The organism is Sphingobium yanoikuyae, assembly GCF_013001025.1.
GTDB classification, from domain to species: domain Bacteria; phylum Pseudomonadota; class Alphaproteobacteria; order Sphingomonadales; family Sphingomonadaceae; genus Sphingobium; species Sphingobium yanoikuyae_A.
The window spans coordinates 283,331-301,794 of record NZ_CP053022.1; the positions used below are offsets into that span (position 1 = coordinate 283,331).

General features: G+C 60.9%; 15 protein-coding genes and 2 pseudogenes. 6 read left to right on the forward strand and 11 right to left on the reverse strand.

Annotated features, from left to right (window positions below; all coding sequences use genetic code 11):
- Nucleotides 1-74: 74 nt before the first annotated feature.
- Nucleotides 75-2,852 (forward strand): PAS domain-containing protein, encoded by a 2,778-nt coding sequence (locus tag HH800_RS26635; RefSeq protein WP_051886940.1) that lies wholly within the window; start codon nucleotides 75-77, stop codon nucleotides 2,850-2,852.
- A gap of 65 nt (nucleotides 2,853-2,917) precedes the next feature.
- Here HH800_RS26635 and nhaA read toward each other — a convergent pair whose 3' ends face one another.
- Nucleotides 2,918-4,366: a Na+/H+ antiporter NhaA gene (gene nhaA, locus HH800_RS26640; RefSeq protein ID WP_017502769.1), complete on the reverse strand. Its 1,449-nt coding sequence runs from the start codon at nucleotides 4,364-4,366 to the stop codon at nucleotides 2,918-2,920.
- 159 nt (nucleotides 4,367-4,525) lie between these two features.
- Between nhaA and HH800_RS26645 the strand changes: the two genes are divergently transcribed.
- Nucleotides 4,526-4,798, forward strand: coding sequence for a hypothetical protein (locus tag HH800_RS26645; protein WP_155276485.1), 273 nt, complete (start codon nucleotides 4,526-4,528; stop codon nucleotides 4,796-4,798).
- A 353-nt stretch (nucleotides 4,799-5,151) separates the two neighbouring features.
- Here HH800_RS26645 and HH800_RS26650 read toward each other — a convergent pair whose 3' ends face one another.
- A complete protein-coding gene (locus HH800_RS26650; RefSeq protein WP_017502770.1) occupies nucleotides 5,152-5,964 on the reverse strand; it encodes an IS5 family transposase in 813 nt (270 codons plus the stop codon).
- Nucleotides 5,965-5,999: 35 nt separating this feature from the next.
- On the opposite strand from HH800_RS26650, the gene HH800_RS26655 reads away from it, so the two are divergent.
- Entirely contained in the window at nucleotides 6,000-6,272 is a 273-nt protein-coding gene (locus HH800_RS26655; protein ID WP_017502771.1) for a hypothetical protein, read from the forward strand.
- A gap of 172 nt (nucleotides 6,273-6,444) precedes the next feature.
- Here HH800_RS26655 and HH800_RS26660 read toward each other — a convergent pair whose 3' ends face one another.
- From HH800_RS26660 to HH800_RS26670, 3 genes are read right to left on the reverse strand one after another with little or no spacing between them, the layout of a single operon-like run.
- On the reverse strand, nucleotides 6,445-7,857 hold the full coding sequence (locus HH800_RS26660; protein ID WP_037521885.1) for a dihydrolipoyl dehydrogenase: 1,413 nt from the start codon (nucleotides 7,855-7,857) through the stop codon (nucleotides 6,445-6,447).
- 5 nt (nucleotides 7,858-7,862) lie between these two features.
- Nucleotides 7,863-9,239: an NAD-dependent succinate-semialdehyde dehydrogenase gene (locus HH800_RS26665; protein ID WP_017502773.1), complete on the reverse strand. Its 1,377-nt coding sequence runs from the start codon at nucleotides 9,237-9,239 to the stop codon at nucleotides 7,863-7,865.
- 40 nt (nucleotides 9,240-9,279) lie between these two features.
- Nucleotides 9,280-10,038, reverse strand: coding sequence for a hypothetical protein (locus HH800_RS26670; protein ID WP_017502774.1), 759 nt, complete (start codon nucleotides 10,036-10,038; stop codon nucleotides 9,280-9,282).
- A 224-nt stretch (nucleotides 10,039-10,262) separates the two neighbouring features.
- Here HH800_RS26670 and HH800_RS26675 point away from each other — a divergent pair, with 224 nt between their 5' ends.
- Complete coding sequence (locus tag HH800_RS26675) at nucleotides 10,263-10,925, forward strand: sigma-70 family RNA polymerase sigma factor (RefSeq protein ID WP_017502775.1); 663 nt, start codon at nucleotides 10,263-10,265, stop codon at nucleotides 10,923-10,925.
- Nucleotides 10,926-10,949: 24 nt separating this feature from the next.
- On the opposite strand, the gene HH800_RS26680 is transcribed toward HH800_RS26675, so the two are convergent.
- Nucleotides 10,950-11,321 carry a response regulator gene (locus HH800_RS26680; protein ID WP_017502776.1) on the reverse strand — a complete coding sequence of 124 codons (372 nt, stop codon included), beginning with the start codon at nucleotides 11,319-11,321 and terminating at the stop codon, nucleotides 10,950-10,952.
- 112 nt (nucleotides 11,322-11,433) lie between these two features.
- The gene (locus tag HH800_RS26685; RefSeq protein WP_017502777.1) at nucleotides 11,434-11,970 is read right to left on the reverse strand and encodes a DUF882 domain-containing protein; all 537 of its coding nucleotides are present in this window, start codon (nucleotides 11,968-11,970) and stop codon (nucleotides 11,434-11,436) included.
- A gap of 124 nt (nucleotides 11,971-12,094) precedes the next feature.
- Here HH800_RS26685 and HH800_RS26690 point away from each other — a divergent pair, with 124 nt between their 5' ends.
- Nucleotides 12,095-13,099 (forward strand): L,D-transpeptidase family protein, encoded by a 1,005-nt coding sequence (locus HH800_RS26690; RefSeq protein ID WP_017502778.1) that lies wholly within the window; start codon nucleotides 12,095-12,097, stop codon nucleotides 13,097-13,099.
- Between the two features lie 108 nt (nucleotides 13,100-13,207).
- Nucleotides 13,208-14,653 carry a L,D-transpeptidase family protein gene (locus HH800_RS26695; RefSeq protein ID WP_026109524.1) on the forward strand — a complete coding sequence of 482 codons (1,446 nt, stop codon included), beginning with the start codon at nucleotides 13,208-13,210 and terminating at the stop codon, nucleotides 14,651-14,653.
- A 77-nt stretch (nucleotides 14,654-14,730) separates the two neighbouring features.
- Here HH800_RS26695 and HH800_RS26700 read toward each other — a convergent pair whose 3' ends face one another.
- The 4 genes and pseudogenes from HH800_RS26700 to HH800_RS26715 all read right to left on the reverse strand — a co-directional run bounded on the left by HH800_RS26700 (nucleotide 14,731) and on the right by HH800_RS26715 (nucleotide 18,456).
- On the reverse strand, nucleotides 14,731-14,913 hold the full coding sequence (locus HH800_RS26700) for a hypothetical protein (RefSeq protein WP_017502780.1): 183 nt from the start codon (nucleotides 14,911-14,913) through the stop codon (nucleotides 14,731-14,733).
- 117 nt (nucleotides 14,914-15,030) lie between these two features.
- Nucleotides 15,031-15,309, reverse strand: a pseudogene (locus HH800_RS26705) (transposase domain-containing protein); the annotation flags it as partial.
- A pseudogene (locus tag HH800_RS29230) lies at nucleotides 15,300-15,749 on the reverse strand (GAF domain-containing protein); the annotation flags it as partial. The pseudogenes HH800_RS29230 and HH800_RS26705, both read right to left, overlap by 10 nt.
- Before the next feature lie 115 nt (nucleotides 15,750-15,864).
- Nucleotides 15,865-18,456: an HWE histidine kinase domain-containing protein gene (locus tag HH800_RS26715; RefSeq protein ID WP_202902478.1), complete on the reverse strand. Its 2,592-nt coding sequence runs from the start codon at nucleotides 18,454-18,456 to the stop codon at nucleotides 15,865-15,867.
- Between the last annotated feature and the right edge of the window lie 8 nt (nucleotides 18,457-18,464).

The following is an 18,464-nucleotide window of genomic DNA, read 5'->3' on the forward strand; positions in this document are numbered from 1 at the left end:
GTGAAGGGCATCAGGAGCATAAGGCATTGGATCCGATCGAAAGTGACGCACCTACGCTCGACGAATTGCAGGCCATGGTCGCACGCGCGCGTCTTGATGGAGACCGGCTGAAGCTTGCTCTTGCAGCAGGCGCAATCGTCGGCACTTGGTTCTGTGATGTGCCCGCAGACCGCTTTACAGTTGATGAGGCGTTTGCAGAGGCTTTCGGCCTCGATCCTGCGACGGGACGCGATGGTGTCACACTCGAGAAGATTGTTACCACGGCCCATCCCGATGATCGCTCCGGTCTGCAGCGTGCCATCGAAGACGCGCTCGACAAAGGTGGCCGCTATGCACATCAATATCGCGTATTGCGCGCCGATGGTCAGTATCTCTGGATCGAGGCGAAAGGGCATGTCGTTCATGATGAAAGCGGCGCGCCGATAAGCTTTCTGGGTGTTCTTATCGATGTGGGCGACCGGCGTCGGCTGGAGGCAGAGCGCGACAGCGCTCGGGCGCTGCTAACGAACTTCGCCGATGCAATGCCAGGCGTCGTCTATGCGAAGGACCGCGACGGCAGGCTAATGATCGGCAATCACGGCACAAGCGAGCTGGTCGGCAAAGTTCCGCAGGATTATATTGGGCGCACTGATCTCGAGCTACTTGAGGACAAGCAGCAGGCTGCCGCGATCATGGAGACCGACCAGCGGATCATGGTCAGCGGTCGCTCGGAGCAAGTCGAAGAAAATGTGGACTTCCCCGATGGTCGACGCGCGATCTGGTTGTCTACCAAGTCACCTCTCAGGGATTTGGGCGGCGAGGTCGTTGGCCTTGTCGGCACGTCGCTCGATATCACCGAGCGCAAGGCGATCGAGGCCAGTCATCGGGAGATCGAGGAGCGCTACCGGCTTGCCATCGGTGCGACAAGCGACGTCATCTGGGATTGGCGGTTTGCCGACGGTCACGTCATCTGGAACGAAGCGTTGGGAACACGCTTTGGTCATGTGCAGGAGCAGACAAGCGCGCAGTGGTGGCTCGACCATATTCATCCTGACGATCGCGCGCGGATAGATGAGAGCATTCATGCCGTAATTGATCATGGCGGTTCAAACTGGACCGACGAATATCGTTTCCGTCGGGCTGACGGGAGCCATGCGTTCGTGCTCGATCGCGGGACTGTGCTGCGCAGCGACGATGGTGCGCCGATGCGCATGATCGGTGCGATGCTTGATCTGACGGAGCGTAAAGCCGCCGAGGCCGCGCTTGCGGCAAGCGAAGAACGGCTTCGCCTTGCGACGGAGGCAGCTGATATCGGTCTGTGGGACGTCGATCTTGTCGAGGATGTGCTGATCTGGCCGGCGCGGACCAAAGCCATGTTCGGCATTTCGCCGGACGTGCCGGTCTCGATGCGGGACTTCTATGCGGGCCTTCACCCCGATGACCTCGATGCGACGACCGCGGCCTTCGCGGCGGCCGCCGATCCCGGTCAGCGCGCGCTTTATGATGTTGAATATCGCACAGTCGGCAAGGAAGACGGCATCGTTCGTTGGGTCGCAGCTAAAGGGCGGGGCGTTTTCGATGATGTCCGCTGTGTCCGTGTTGTCGGCGTCGCGATCGACGTGACTGCCCGCAAGGCTGATGAAGCATTATTGCACGAACTCAATGAACGGCTCGAGTTGCGGGTCGCGCAGGAAGTGGCCGAGCGCACGAAAGCTGAAGATGCGCTGCGCCAGAGCCAGAAGATGGAGTCCGTCGGCCAGCTCACGGGCGGTATCGCACATGACTTCAACAATATGCTTGCCGTGGTTGTTGGCTCGCTCGATCTTTTGACTCGACGGCTGGGCGATGATGACCCCAGGGCGCGGCGCTATGTCGATTCGGCGATGGATGGCGCGCGCCGGGCGGCTCAGCTCACCCAGCGCCTGCTCGCATTCTCGCGGCAGCAGCCCCTCAAGCCCGAGTCGATCGACGCAAACAAGCTGGTTGACGGCATGTCCGATATGCTGCGCCACACGCTACCCGACATTCAGCCTGAAACGGTGCTTGCGGGCGGCCTGTGGCGGGCCTTTGCCGATCCTAATCAGCTCGAAAACGTGATTCTCAATCTCGCCGTCAACGCCCGCGATGCCATGGCCGGGGGAGGCAAGCTGATTATCGAAACCGCCAATTGTTACCTCGATTCGCGCTATGCCGAGGAGCTTATTGGTGTTCCGGCCGGGGAGTATGTAATGATCGCGGTGAGCGACACTGGCAGTGGAATGCCTCAGGAGGTCGTTGCCCGGGCGTTCGATCCATTCTTCACCACGAAGGAGGTCGGGCGAGGCACCGGCCTTGGCCTCAGCCAGGTCTATGGGTTCGTCAAACAGTCGGGCGGGCACGTGAGAATCTATTCGGAGGTTGGTGAGGGAACGACGGTCAAGGTGTATCTTCCCCGCCTCCTGGGCGCGGTCGAGGAAGTGGCAGGCGTCGCGATGGACGAAACATTGCCGCGAGGGGAGAGCCAGGAATTGATCCTCCTGGTCGAGGATGAGCCGGGTGTGCGGCAATTCTCGTTCGATGCACTCAGCGAGCTGGGATATCGCGTATTAGAGGCCGACGGGGCGGCGGCGGCTCTCACGCTGATCGACGCGCACCCGGAGATCACGCTGATGTTCACTGATGTCGTCATGCCTGAGGTCAATGGCCGCAAGCTTGCGGACGCGGCACGCAAGCGGCGTCCTGGCCTCAAGATTCTGTTCACGACCGGCTATACCCGAAACGCTGTTGTGCATAACGGTGTCCTCGACCCGGGTGTGCATCTCATCGGCAAGCCATTCACGGTCGAGGAGCTGGCATCAGCGGTGCGACGCGCAATCGAGGAAGATGCCGGCTAGAGGGTTCTGAGGTGGATCCGATCTGGCGAGGGCGTCCAACCTGCGAAACAAGAACGCGCATCGCGTCATGCCTTCGAGGTGGGCGGGATCGTTGCCAATGCCATCATGCCTATGGCACCCGACAGGATCGAGGAGACCAGCACTGCCAGGGACGCCTTGTCCAGCTGCTCGCCTCCGGGAAAGGCGAGCCCTGCGATGAACAGGGATATAGTGAACCCGATGCCGGCGAGGCAGCCTATCGCCGCTATCATGCGCCAGTCGACGCCCTCGGGCAGCCGCGCCAGTCCACATCGCGCCGCGATCCAGCTGAACGTGAGGAAGCCGAGCGGCTTTCCGACCGTCAATCCAATCACGATTGCCAGAGCCAGGGTCGAAGTCGCGGCCGTGGTGAGAAGATCCATGGATAGCCTTATGCGAATGTTCGAAAGCGCGAACAGGGGTAGGACGACATAGCTGATCCAAGGCGTCAGCGTGAGGATGAGACGCTCACCCGACTTGTCTGTTGCCCCCGTCATTTCGTGCAGAAATCCCAGTCGATCCTCCGCCCGACCCTGCGCGATCTCAGCCTCATGTTCATCCTCAGTCACCCGCGCCCGCTCGTGCGCTTCCTGGAACTGGTCTACCCGGTGCTGTACTGAAACAGCAAATTCAGACCTATCAAGTCGCGGGCGGACTGGAACCAGAAAGCCGATGAGCACGCCTGCGATGGTCGCATGCACGCCCGACTGGAAGATGCCGATCCAGACCAGCGCAGCCAGAAGCACGTAGGGGACGGAAGCCACCCAGTGGAGCCGACGCAGAAGGATGATGAGCGCGATCGCAAATCCCGCCAAGACCGCTCCCTCCCATGCGAAGTGGTCGGAGTAGCCAAAAGCAATAGCCAGGAGCCCACCAATGTCGTCGATGGCAGCGAAAGCGAGGAACAGGGCACGAACCCCTGCCGGCAGGCGGGCGGAGAATAATGCAATGACTGACAGGCCGAAGGCCGTGTCCATGGTGATCACGATACCCCACCCCCGCGCAGCCTCAGTTCCGTCGGCGACTGCCAGGAACAGCAGGACCGGAACGATAAGGCCGCCGAGCGCTCCGACGATCGGGAAAGCGGCCGTCCGCCATCTGGTGAGAGCGCCGATGGTCAGTTCCCGCTTCACGTCCACGCCGATCACGATGAAGAACAGCGGCAAGAGCGCATGGTCGATCCATTCTGCCAAGCTGTGGCTGACCTTCGCCTCGCCGAAGGACAAGACCAGCGGCGTGTCCCAGAACCGCTCATAGGCACCGCTTATGGGCAGGTTGACGCAGAGAAGCGCAACGAATGTGGCGACGAGCAATGGTCCGCCGGTCACCTCACTGCCCGCGAAGAATGGCGCAAGACGGTCCAGAAAGGCCGCGTTAGCTGGACTGTGGTGAGCGCGAGCTTCTGATGCACCCTTCTGACGCGAGGTAATGGCCATCAAAGGCAAGCGCAGGGCGTCGGCGATAGGTTCCTTTGATCGCTCATGCGCGGCCTGCAAGCAATTTCAGGCCGCAATCACGGTCCACATCTCCCGCCAATGGGCAGGTTTCCGCACGCGGTGGGTATGTGCGAGGCATACCAGCCGAAACTGCCAAGCATCTGAAATTCAACGTTTCAGACTAACTAATGTTATTGAACAGCCGAACTCCAACAAGCTATGCGCGCTCTGCTTTTAAAAGCAGAGAGAAGAGAAGGTAAATTGGTAAAAGACGGTAGACGGAAATATTACGCGCAGGATTATGTTTTCGCGGAAGCAGAAGCCATTTTTGCCAGTGATGAAGCGCTTTTCCTGGAAATCGCGAACATGGCAGACAGGGATTTCCCAACCCCGCGCCAGAAAGGTGCTCTTATCGAACTGCGCCGCCGACGGCTAATTTCCGAAAAAATACGAGAAATAATTCGGCGCTTGTCGAAATATCCTGGCAAATGAGTGAAGATGCAGTGGGCTCTTTTCGAAGGCAGGTGGCGACTTGCGATCGATAATAAGCCATGGATCGACATAACCGAAATCGACGGGGATGTTTAGTGGTGCAAGGACCGAGCGCGTGATTCCCGCACTATTCGTTGGTGGCTGTGCGGGCCTTGCAGATTGGAAGCGTCAAAAGTCGATATGAGACCTGAGCGCGTCGGTAAGGCAACCTCCGAACCGTTTGATCACAGCGTAGACGCCACCGTCGTCACTCGGACTTGACTCCGCACGCCTTCAGCCGGTGGCAGCTTATGACAAGAATCCAACTGGTGCGTCGGTAAAATGCGCGGGACGGTCAGAGCCGGTTTCGAAACTCACGCTGATCGCGCCAATCTGCGGATCGTGAGCATGGCGGCGGCGGCATAGAGGAATGCAGCTGCGGACTTGAAGGTTGCCTCGAGGTCCTTGGCGAGCCGGCGATTTCGGTTGATCCATGCAAAGAAGCGTTCAACGACCCACCGCCTTGGCAGGACGACGAAGCCGGTTTGCCCGGTAATTTTGCTGATGATCCCGACGGTGATGCTGGTGGCTTGCGTGACGCGCTCATGGTTGTAGCCGCCATCGGCCCAAACCTTCTCGATGAAGGGGAACAGGCCGCGTGATATTTGCGGCACTGCACCACCCCCATCTCGATCCTGGACATCGGCAGTGTGGGGTTCGACCAGCAGCGCTCGGCCATCGGTATCGACCAGGGCATGTCGCTTGCGCCCTTCGATCTTCTTGCCAGCGTCATAGCCCCGCGGGCCGCCGCTTTCCGTGGTCTTGACGCTCTGACTGTCGATAATGGCTGCGCTCGGGCTGGCCTCGCGCCCCGTCCGGTCGCGGTCAGCCATCACCAGAGCATGGTTCATTCGCTCAAATACGGCCTCGTCGCGTAACCGGGCAAACCAGCGGTAGACTGTCTGCCATGGCGGAAAGTCTTTCGGCAACAGTCGCCAGGTGATCCCGCCGCGCAGCACATAGAATATGGCGTTCACGATCTCGCGCATCGCCCATTCCCGCCGTCGCCCGGTCGAACGTGCCCGGGGCAAATATGCGGCGATCAATCGCCACTCCGCATCATTCAAATCCGTCTGGTATCGCTTCGCCACGCGCGTATGTTGCGCGCGGGTGGCCGGGGTCCACATGCCTGATCGTATTCAGCAAGGGCGAGATCAAGAATGTGACGACGGCCGCCCATATCTGGCTGGCGGCGGTTATAGGCATCGCATGCGGCGCGGCGCTATGGCCGCTGGTCGTGAGCGCGACCGTCATTGCCGTAATCATGCTTACGTTACTTGGTATCCTCGGACGGCGCTGGCTCGATCCCAAGAGCCAAAAGAGTGATGACCACGGTCAGGAACAAGGGCTGCATCCTGGTCGACTGCCCCTTGCCCTTACCTGGGACTGCGCCACCAGGAACGCTATCGCACTGAAGCAGCGGAAGTCCGGCTGACCTTTCCACAGTTGACTCTTACTGAACACTCAGCGGTCAGATTCTGCTCCCTGGCTGCGTACCGTCCGCCATTCAGCAGGCTACCACCCACGTCCTGGCTCGATTTTCCCGAGCAGGGGATGCGGCCGATGGCGTTGACCATAATCAGGCCAGTTGATCGACCCATTCAGACTCAGGCGCCGGACGGTGTGCCACTGTCCTGATCCGGTGGCAGGTCGATGGGCGTTGCAGCACAGATCGTTCGCAGCGCCTGTTTGAGCCCTTCCTCGATCGTGGGATGATAAAAGGGCATCGCCAGCAACTGCGTCGCTGTCAGCCGGCTCTGGATCGCCCAAGTCAGCATGTGCGCCAGATGGTCGCCGGCGGGCGCGATTAGATCAGCGCCAATCAGCCGGCCGTGCGGGGCTGCAGCATAGAGGGTGAGCGCACCGCGATTGACTCCATCGACCCGTGCCCGACCCTGATCAGCAAAATCGGTGGTGCCGGTAATTGCGCCAACCTCTTCCGCCTCGCCGATCGTGGCCAGCACCGGCTCGGTAAAGGTGATCCTTAAGGCCGTGCTGCGTTCGACCGGAATGGGTGCGGGAAAGGCGGCCGCATTGCGTCCGGCTATCGCGCCATCGTGCGATGCTTCGTGGAGGAGCGCCAGATCCGCCGCCACATCACCAGCGAGAAAGACTGCACTGTCGCCGCAGCGCATCGTCTTGCGATCGTGGATAGGAACGCCATGATCATCGAGTTCCAGGCCCAGCTTGGCGAGGCCCAGCGCATCAAGCTGCGGCTTGCGCCCTACCGCAACGAGCAGTTTGTCGAACAAGGCATCGCCCTTGCTCGCGCCGCTCCAGTGCAGCCGCACGCCATTACTTTCCGATGCCGGAGTGACCTCCACGCCGAGATGAAGATCGAGATCATTTTCGAGAGCCTCGCGCAAATGGGCATGGACTTTGGGGCAGCGCAGCTTCGCCATGCGTTCGCCCTTGTCAAACAGCACAACCTTCACGCCCAGATGGGCGAATGCCTGCGCCAGTTCGAGCCCGATCGCGCCCGAACCAACGACAGCCAGCCGTCGAGGCAGATCCGCCAGCTCGAATATGCTGTCACTCGTGAGCGCGGCATCGCCAAGCGCGGCGAAAGGCTCTGGCAGAATCGGTGCCGATCCGGTTGCGATGACGATCGCTCTCGCCTCCACGCTACGACCGTCGTCAAGAAGCAGCCGCCTCGGCCCCGAGAAGCAGGCGCGAGCGCGAATGGTGACATGCTCAGGCAGGTCGGCGATTGATTTGCGAGTGCCTGCCGCAAATCTGTCGCCTTCCGCGCGCACCCTTTGCAGGACAGCCGGGCCGTCAATCCGCACCCCATCCACTTCGATTCCGAACATCCCCGCACGGCTTATCTGCACCGCCTTGCGCCCGGCAGCGATGAGCAGCTTGGACGGCATGCAGCCAACCGTGGCGCAGGTTGTCCCGTTGAAATCGGGATCGATCAACAGCGTCGAGGCGCCGTTATTGCGCGCGGCCCTTTCGGCGGCGAGACCGGCGGTGCCGGCCCCGATCACCGCGACGTCGCATTGGAGGGTCTCCGCCATCTCGATCAGCCGATCTTGATCGACTTGACGTTGACGAATTCCTTCAGGCCTTCCGGGCCATGTTCGCGGCCATAGCCCGACGTCTTGACCCCGCCGAACGGCAGGTCGGGCGACGCCACGTCGAAGGTGTTGATGAAGATCATGCCGGTATCGAAATGCTTCGCCGCCAGTTCGCGTGCGCGCTCGACATTGCGGCTGAAAATGCCGCCGCCAAGACCGTATCGGCTGTCATTGGCGATGCGCATGGCATCCTCGTCATCTTTCGCGCGGATGATCGATGCGGCCGGACCGAACAGCTCGTCGTCATAGGCAGGCTGGCCGGGGGCCACATCCACGAGCACGGTCGCGGGATAGAACCACCCCGTGCGATCAGGCACCTTACCGCCGGCTAGGACGCGCGCGCCCTTGGCGATGCTTTCCTCCACTCGGCTGTGAAGCTGATCGCGCTGCGCCTTGCTGACCAGCGGGCCAAGCTTGGTGGCATCATCAGTGGGATCGCCCATCTCGATAGCGCGAAACTTTTCGACATAGCCCTCGACAAAGGCGTCGTAATTCTTCTCGGTGACGATGAAGCGCTTGGCGTTCACGCAGGTCTGGCCATTATTGTAGATTCGCCCGGCCACGCAGGTTCTGATCGCCAGATCGAGATCGGCATCGTCGAGCACCAGATAGGCGTCGTTAGAGCCGAGTTCGAGGACGGTCTTCTTGACCAGTTTACCCGCCTTGGCGGCCACTGCACGGCCTGCGCGATCACTGCCCGTCAATGTGACACCGCGCACGAGATCGTTTTCGATGATCTTGTCCGACTGTTCGTGCGAAATGACGAGTACGCCGAACAGGCCCTTGGGCAGCCCGGCGCGTTCGTAAAGGTCGCGTAGGAACAGGCCGCTACCGGTACAACTCTCGGCATGTTTCAGCAGCACACCGTTACCGGCCATCAGGCTTGCGATCGAATAGCGCACCGCCTGATAGGCGGGGAAGTTCCATGGCTGGATGCCATAGATAACCCCGAGCGGCGCATGGGTGATGTAGGCCGTCGCCCCCTCAGCAGCGCGTTCCTCGTCGGCGAGCACTGTCGGGCCGTGCTTGGCGGTATAATCGCAGATCGCAGCGACCAGATCGACTTCGTTGCGACTGTCGCCGATCAGCTTGCCGACCTCGCGCGTCATGAGCTGGGCGAATTCTTCCTTGGCGTCGCGCAGCGCTTGCGCAATCGCGGTCATGACGGCAGCGCGCTCTTCGAGACTGCGAAGGCGCCATTGCAGAAATGCCTCATGGCTTGCCTGCACCGTCGCCATGGCCTCGTCGTCCGACATATAGGGGTAGGTGGCGATCACTTCCTCAGTGAAAGGGTTGATCGTGCGGGCCTCAGCGTTGCTCATGATTGTGGGTTCTTGCTTGCAAGGGGAAAGGAAAACGGCCTCAGCCGTGGCGCGAGCGATGCTGGTCGAGCATCTTTTGGACGTCGGACAGAGCCAGTGTCATTTCGTCATGCCAGCCATTGGGCGTGAACTGGCGCACGGCTGAGTGCGCCGCGCAGACGATCCGCGTTCCTGCCCAGCTTTCCGCAAGCCCGCGTGCCCAACTGGTAAAATCGTCGGCAGCGCCTGCACGGTGCTGTAGCGCCTTGGCCAGCCTGGGATGGAAGCGCATCCGTGACTGGGGCAGGACATACCGCAATAGCCCGGGCGCCGCGAGCACCATCAAGGTGTCGTCGACATGGACGATGCCGCTCGGCCGGTGACGTACCAGTACTGATGCGGCATGAACGCTTTCATCGCTGGTCACCAGATCGAGCCCGTCCGGGACCGAAAAAGCAAGTTCGTCGAACTGGGCTTGCGTTGCGCCGTCCTCGATACGGTCCTTTTCCCACGGTAGTTCGGGTGCTTGATCGCGGTGCCGCTGCGTGCCGAACAGCCGCGCACCGGGGGCCACTTCGTGTGCGGCGCGACAATGCAGCGTGTGGAATGGGTGAACATTGATAATTGCGTCGATCGCTGCACCATTGTCGGTCAGCTTCAGGAGCGCATCGCGGTCAGCACCAGACACGCCATAACTGTCGATCAGCAGGAAGCGTCCCGTTCGTCGACGGACGAGGGACATATGCGTTCCGACATCGATCAGACCGGCGATCTTAAATCTGCCGCGGAAATTCCAAAAGTCGTCCGCAAGCTGCTTCATGCCGGGTTCCTGCCTCGCTTGTTTAAGACGCGCGTCGGTGAGAGGCCGTCCACAAACCTAATCCGGCAGACGCTCGATCGTTCCTCTTTCCGATGAGAAGTAGGTCCAGGTGCTCAACCTCCACTTTTTGCCTTTTGCTAACGCTTTTGGTCATGCCCCGGGGTATCTTCAGGAACCGATACACTGGCGGAATGTTCTCTTGACCAGTTATGGAGGGACGCAGTATGAAGGATGACATATCGGCTTCGACCCAGGCACCTCGTCTCTCGGACGCTGAGTTCAAGGCACAGCTTGCCGCTGTTCTTCCCCAACTTCGTGCTTTTGCGCGCAGCCTGGCGGGCAACCGGGATACGGCGGACGATCTTGTCCAGGAGACGATGCTCAAGGCCTGGCGCGCGCGTGAGCGCTATGTCGCGGGCACGAATTTCCGGGCCTGGGCCTTCGTTATTCTGCGCAACCATTTTCTGAGCGAGATGCGGCGCAAGCGGTTCGTCGGCGAATGGGACGAGCTCGTCGCCGATCGCGTCCTTGCCGCGCCCGCCGACCAGGAAAAGAGCGTCGAGCTGCGCGACATGATGCGCGCATTGATGCAATTGCCCGTACCGCAGCGAGAGGCGCTGATCCTGGTTGGCGCGGGCGGCATCTCCTATGAGGAGACGGCCGAGATTGTCGGGGTTGCTGTCGGGACGATCAAGAGCCGTGTCGCAAGAGCGCGGGTCGCGCTCGAACAATTGCTCGATGGCGGCAACCTTGAAAATAATCGGGCTGAAGTCAGCACGCAGGACAATGTCGTGGTGAGCATCTTCGATTATCTGGAATCGATCCGTGCGCAGCATGGGCTCGCCGCGAAGCCGTTCGACATCTCTCAACTGGCGAAAGCTGCCTGATTTTCGTTCTGGGAAGCCTGCCGGTCACTCCTTGTCGGCCGGTAGAGGAGTGGGCAGGCCATGGTCTTGTGTCGCCTCGACGAGGTCGAGCCACCGGATAGGTTTGGCAATGACGGGTGCACCAAGGTCTGCAATCCTCGCCTGTTCCGGGGTGCCAGTGATATAGACTACCGGAATATCGCCAGGGCGCGAACGGATCGCCTTTACCGCCCCTGGCCCGCTTCCCTCCGCCAGATTGACGTCGGACGCGATGAGATGAGGCTTGTGATCGAGCGCCTCACGGACAGCCTCGGCCTGGGTGGCCGCTACAGAGCAACTGTCGGCGCCTAGTTCCTCCAGAAACATCGGGAGATGCATGGCGAGGATCGCTTCGTCTTCTGTGATCAGGATATGCATGGACCATCTCCTGCTCTCCCCCGGAGCGAATGGCGCCGATTGATGCATGGTTCCGTGTGCCGGCTCCATTCACGACGAGCGGGGTGGTGGCTGCGTTGGTGGGAGGCGCTCCCTACCAATGACGAACCCGGCCGGTATCGACATGCACGAAATTGCTTTCCGGATAATAGCCTACGCCGCCTGCGCGCAGCGAGAGGGCAGCCTTGTGAAGGTTTGTGAGGCGCACATTTTTGAGCCTTATGTCCACGGCCTTGCCAAGCACATGCTGGCTCTTGGAGGCAACGCCCGATGAGCTGCGATGCAGCCTGCCATTGGTCCTGGGCGAACGATAGCCCGAAATCAGGGTGAAATAGGCGCGCTTGTCGGCTCCGGTCGCTGCCTGGAGAAGGACGAGTGCATCGAGCAGACTCGTATCCATCCTAATCGCCTCGCCTGTACGCCAGTCGCGCATGAAATGATTGAGCTCGGCGATGCCGTCCCGGCGGAAACGCCCGCCGGAAAAATAGCAGATGTCGATATGCTCGGAATTATGCAGGTTGCGAAAGGCAAGCCGTCTTTCCGGAATGGCCGCCCAGGCGGCGGCTGGAAACAACTGCGCCATGCCGCAGGCCGCGGTGCCAAACAGCACCGACCGTCGATCGAATATCATAAATGTCGTTGGTCCCGAACATGTTTCAGGGAGATAAAGGCCGCTCGCAAGCGTTGCCTATGTTCCTGTCATATAAGGTGTTTCTGGCGACGTGAAAAGATCGGTTCCATGGCAATTTCGGATTTTGGCCTCGGTTGGTCTCATTTTTGCGACGTCCGCGCAGGCCGCCGCACCTGCCAGGGATCAGACAGGCGCTCCGGCGAGCCTTCCGGCAGGCATCGATCCGGCCATATTCCAGGCCCAGGTCCAGCTTGATCGAGCGGGCTTTGCGCCCGGCATCATCGATGGAAAACATGGCCGCTTCTTCGTAGCCGCTCTCAAGGCCTTTCAGGAGGCACGGGGCCTTGAACAAAGCGGCGTGCTGGATGCCGCGAGCCGCAAGGCACTGGCGAGCGAGCGGGCGCCCACGCTCATTCGCATGGTTCTAAGAGCGCAAGCGCTGGAAGCACCTTTCACGCCCGACATTCCCTCGAGGATCGTCGATCAGGCCTCATTGCCTTTTCTGGGCTATCGCAACCTGCTCGAGAAGCTGTCCGAACGTTTCCATACAAGCAGCGATACCCTCCTGCAGCTCAATCCCGGTCTCAAGACGCCCAGAGCGGGGATGGAATTACTGCTGCCGGGACTTATCCCCTCTGATCGGGTCTATGATCCGGGCCTCCCGGCCCGGTGGCGGGACATGCTGTCGGATCTCAATATAAGTGCGAGCCAGCCCCGCGCAGCCAGGATCATCGTCAGCAAATCGCAAAGCGTGCTCAGGGTCCTTGACGCACAAGGCCGGCTCATTGCGCAATTCCCCGCGACGACGGGCAGCGATCATGATCCGCTGCCGCTGGGGCAATGGAGGGTCCGGACAACCGCCTTCATGCCCACCTATCATTATAACCCCGATCTCTTCTGGGACGCGGACAGCAGCGACCAAAAGGCGCAGCTGAGCGCAGGGCCCAACAATCCCGTGGGGGTCGTCTGGATCGATCTCGACAAGCCCCATTATGGCATCCACGGAACCCCCGAACCCAGCCTGATCGGCCGTTCGCAAAGTCATGGCTGCATTCGCCTGAGCAATTGGGACGCAGCCCGTCTCGCCCAGATGCTGCAGGCCGACACGCCTGCCGAATTTGTCGCCTGAGGGGCGTCGTCGTGCCTGTGGCGTCCGATCAATGGCAAGGCCGCGCCGATGCGCCGGAGCCTCGATCACGGTCGCGCGTTGCAGGAAAGAGCTTGTAAGGAGAAATGCGTGCCCAAGTCCCTTTTCGCCCTTCCGATGGTCGCCATTGCCCTGACCCTGGCGGCTTGCGGCAGCCAGTCGGGCAGCGGAGACCGGGCCGACACGGCGTCGGCGCAGCGGCAAGCGCAGTGGAACGAGGACGCAGTCCATGATCTCAAGCAGGCCATTGACAGTCGCGCCGCGCATGGCCTCGACCATCTTTCCTTCGCCGTTGAAGGCAAGCCAGGAACAGGCGCCGGGCAGGACGCGCTTACCCGTAGCGCCCTGCGCTATGCCAGGGCGCTAGCTGGTGGCGCGAGCGACCCCAAGAAGCTCTATAAGGTCTATACATTGGGCGCCCCCAGGCCGGATCTCGAACGCGGGCTGAAAGACGCGCTGGCATCGGGCAAGCTGCGCGGCTGGCTCGATGGCCTTGCGCCGCAGGAGGAAGACTATCGCAATCTTTCCAGGGCCTATCTGGCGCTTGGGAAGCGGGGAAGCGATAGCGCAAAACCCATCCCGGACGCAGGAAAGCCGATCGATCCTGGAACATCCGACCGCCGCATGCCCGCGATCGAACGGCAGCTGGTGGCGTCGGGCTATCTGGATCGGGCCGGCAATGCCGGCGATCGCTACGCCGCGCCACTGGTGCGCGCCGTCAAGCATATGCAGGTCGATTATGGCATCAAGCCCGATGGCGTGATCGGTGAAAAGGCCCTTGAAATCCTCAACCTGTCGGATGCCGATCGGGCCCGGGAAATCGCCGTTGCCATGGAGCGGATGCGGTGGCTTGACCGGGCGCCGGCCGGAACGCGGATCGACGTCAACCTCGCCGCCGCGCGCCTCACTTATTGGCGCGACGGGAAGATTGCCGACACGCGCAAGGTGGTGGTGGGCGAACCGGACACCGAAACGCCCCAGCTGGGGTCGCCCATCTATCGGCTGGTCGCCAATCCGACCTGGACGGTTCCTCGATCGATCCAGAACAAGGAGATCGCAGGCAAGGGCGCTAGCTACATGAAGCGCAACAACATGGTCTGGAAGGATGGCTGGATCGTCCAGCAGCCCGGCCCCGAAAACTCGCTGGGGCTGGTCAAGTTCGACATGAAGAACGACCATGAAATCTATCTTCATGATACGCCGGCCAAGCAGTTGTTCGCCGAGGTCCAGCGCCAGCGCAGCCATGGCTGTGTCCGGGTCGATGATGCGGTGGGTTTTGCCGAGAAGATCGCCCGGGACGAAGGCATTCTGGATCAATGGAACAAGGCGCGCGCGACGGGCAAGGAAGGCTTTGTCGAACTGCCGCGGGAGATCCCGGTTCGCCTGTTCTATTCGACGATATTGTTCGACGATGAAGGGGCGCCCGTGATCCGCGCCGACCCTTATGGCTGGAATGATCGAGTGGCAGGGGCGCTTGGTTTTGGCCAGCGGCAGGGCTCCCGCCTTCGGGCCGGGGGCGATGATGTCGGCCCCTGATGGGCTGCCGCGGCGGACGCGCGCAGACCATGGGCGAGCCTGTGCCCCGGGCGTGGTGGCAGCGGGCTGACAATAGGCTAGGGCTGACTCACGTGGACCGAGGCGAGGCCCAGCCAGGCCGCCATGATGCTGAGTTCTTCGAGCAGGGCGTCATGGGCGTCCGGAGGGGCGTCGGGCTCCAGATGCACCGAACGCGCGAGCAGAACTGAGGCCTCCAGATCGACGCTGGTAACCAGGCGGTCGCCCGTGAGGAACGGCAATACATAATAGCCGCTTATATCTACTCCCAGACGGTCAATGGCCGTCCCGGCAAGTTCGCAGATACTTACTCGAACGATCAAGACTGGACCATTGTAAGCGTGGCCTGAGCACCGCAGCTATGCGGCTTGAGCGACGTCTTGCTCGCTCGGCTGCCAGTTCCACGGCATGAGTTCGTCCCAGCGAGTAGCGGGCCAGTCGCCAGCGATCTTCTCGATGACATCGGCGATGTAGGCCTGCGGTTCGATGCCGTTGAGCTTGGCGGTCTCGATGACGGAATAGATGGCCGCAGCCCGTTCGCCGCCAGCCTTCGATCCGGCAAAGATCCAGTTCTTGCGGCCGATCGCCACGGGGCGGATCGCGCGCTCGGCGATGTTGTTGTCGATCTCGGCAACGCCTGAGCCGATCGAATTCCGGTTTTGCGAAATGCCGCCAGATCCGGTGTGCCAGCGATATCTTCCCATTCTTCGAAGTCAGGAATGATCGCGCGCTGGCCGAATTTCAGAGCAAGCGTGCAACTACTATAAGCGCGCGGGTTTACCCATTGCCAGAAACCAACCGCCTCGGACGGCAGGCCGCGATGCGCGAGAAGCTGGAGTTCTCCGCCATGGCCCGAAGGATCGTCTATTGGGCAAAGAAGTTGCATCGTGCCGAACTGCGAACCTGTAATGGCCACAGCCGCCTCAACAATCTTACCGTAGAGTTCAAATCGGTCTTGCTCGCCTATAAGGGCGACGCTGATGCTGTGCAGCAAATCGATGTCGGAGAGGCTGCCCTTGCTCGGATCGGCGGTGTCGCCAATCGGCAGCACCTGCGTACCTTGCTGTAAGATCGACATTCTGAAAGTCCCCATGAGCGACATGCCTCGACGCACTTAGGGGCAAAATCCGCCGTCTCTCAGGAAGTTCCTTTATCCCAGAGGTCTGCGCGCCTCTGGGACAAGCTGGTTCGGATCAGGCGAACAGCTCCTGCACAGCCTTTGCCACATTATGTGTAGTGTAGGGCTTTTGCACGACCATGGCCGACCTGTGTTCCATGGGAAGGCTTGCCTGCTCACCATAGCCTGACGCGAAGAAATAAGGGACGCCTTGCTCTTGCAGCCTGTCGGCGATCCCGAGACTTGTCTGATCGCCCAGGTTGATGTCGAGGATCGCGAAGTCGAAGCGGGCTTCATCAAGCAGATCATGGGCCGCCTCTGCGATGGACGCGGTGGATACAGAAGCGCCCAAGCGGTTGAGGATGTCTTCGGCATCCAGCGCGATGATGAGGCTGTCCTCAACCAGCAGCACTGATTTCTGGCCGGCCACCCCGATGTCGACGGGGTGCTGACTTGACACGTTCGAGCGCTGGATGTGGATCGTGGGACCATCAACCTTGCGAGCGTCGGAGACGTGCCGGGAAGGAATGAGAAACTCGGCGCGCACACCCTCTGGGGCATATTCTATGTTTGCCTGACCTCCCAAATCATATGGGACCGAGCGTTTGATGATGGTCGTTCCAAAACCCTTCCGCTTGGGCGCCTGGACGGTTGGACCGCCGCTTTCCTGCCACACAAACCGCAGGTCGCCCTTATGATCGCGCGACCAGTCGATATGGACTTCGCCCGTTCCCGACAGGCTGCCATATTTCGTGGAGTTGGTGACGAGTTCATGGACCACCAGAGCCATAGTCGAATAGGCCTGGGGATTGATGAGCGTCGGTGTGCCATTGGCAATGATCGCACTTTGCCGGTCGGCGGCAAAAGCCGCCGCTTCGGCATCGATCAGAGCGCCGAGCGGTGCCGGCCCCCAATGGTCATCGGTGATCTGGTTATGCGCCCGCGCCAGCGCATGAATTCGGCCATCAACGAGACGGACAAATTCTTTCACCTCGGGACTGTCGGGCTGAGACTGCCGGATCAAACCACGGATCACGCCGAGAATATTGCGCACACGGTGATTAAGCTCTGCGATCAGCATTTCCTGACGCGCGGTCGACTGACGCCGTTCGGCGGCCGCCTCATCGGCCAGACGCAACACAACCTCGATCAGGGTCGCGCGCAAAGTCTCCGCGACACGTAACTCGGATTCCGTGAACGGCTCGGCATGCCCTTCCACGGTCTCTTTCCATTCAGCGAAACTTTCGCGCGGGGTGAGACGAGGGCCGTTAGGGCCATATTCAATTGGCTTATGGGGATCGCCTGCCCAACGGACCGACTGCTTGAGTTCCTTTCGGAACAGCATGACATAGTCGCGAGGTGAGCGAGAAATCGGAATCGCAAGGAGGCCAGCGGCCTGCTCGGCATATTCATCAGCACCATCGACAAGGCTGCCGATTGTATCGGTGGTGAAGACACGGCCAGCGGCCAGCCCGTTCAATGCCCTGACGATGCGTCGAAACTCTTCCGTCGGCGGGGTGACACCGGAGAAGGCGTAGTTGCCGTTGATCCAGACGCCGACGCCGTCAGCGGGGATTGCGCTCGTCAGAATGTCTCCAAGCCAATCGGGATCTTGCAGCAGCGTCTCGTCCGATGCCACCGCACCAAGCAGCTGATCAGAGATGTTGCGAGCGCGCTCCTCGTATTCGGCAACCTGGCGACGTTCGCGCGATTCGAGGCGCATTGCGAACATTTCCGCGAACAGCTCACACACCGAACGGCGTTCGAACGTCGGCGAGCGCGGCGAATAATGGTGACAGGCGAACAGCCCCCAGAGCTTGTCGTCGACCACGATCGAGATCGACAGGGAGGCTGCCACTCCCATGTTCTTCAAATACTCGATATGAATTGGCGAAACCGATCGCAGAATCGAGAGCGACAGATCAAGGCGCTTACCCGACCGATCAATCTCGGGGACGACGGGCACCGGCTGCGCGTCCACATCGCGTATCACACGGACGAGGTTGCGCTTGTAGAGCTCGCGCGCCTGGCGGGGGATGTCGCTGGCCGGATAGTTCAGCCCCAGGAAGCTGCCGATGCCTGTTTTACTCGCCTCGGCGACGACAGCACCGGCGCCGGAGGCTGCAAATTTATAGACCATGACCCGATCGTAACCAAGCAGGGCGCGCACCTGCCGGGCGCCCTCGCGGAAGAACGCCGTCATGTCTTTGGTGCGGTCGAGCCGTGACATCATCCCGCGAACCGCATTGGTGGCATCGCCACCTGCAGCCGAGCCGGGTTCCGCTTCGATGACGATCTGACCGTTCGAGAAGTGAACTGCCACATCGTAAGGCTGGCCAGATGTGCCGATCTGGCAGGCAAACAGACGCTCAACCATATCGGGCTCAGCCAGCAGGGAAATACGGTTGCGCAGGTCATGCAGGAAGGTCGCGGGAACATAGTCTGGCAGCGGCGCGCCAATCAGCGCCTCCGGATCGGAGCCCAGAAGATCGCGGATGTTTGCGGATACCCGGGCAATGATCCAATCAGTGCTGACCGCGATCAGGAAGCCGGGCTGCTGGATCGCGCCGAGAAGATGGATTGGCTCACGATCACAGTTCGTCAGATCGGTCTTGTCAAAATCCGCCACGCTGTCCCCAAGGTCTTTGAAAGTGCAAAGATCCGGCATGCGCCCGG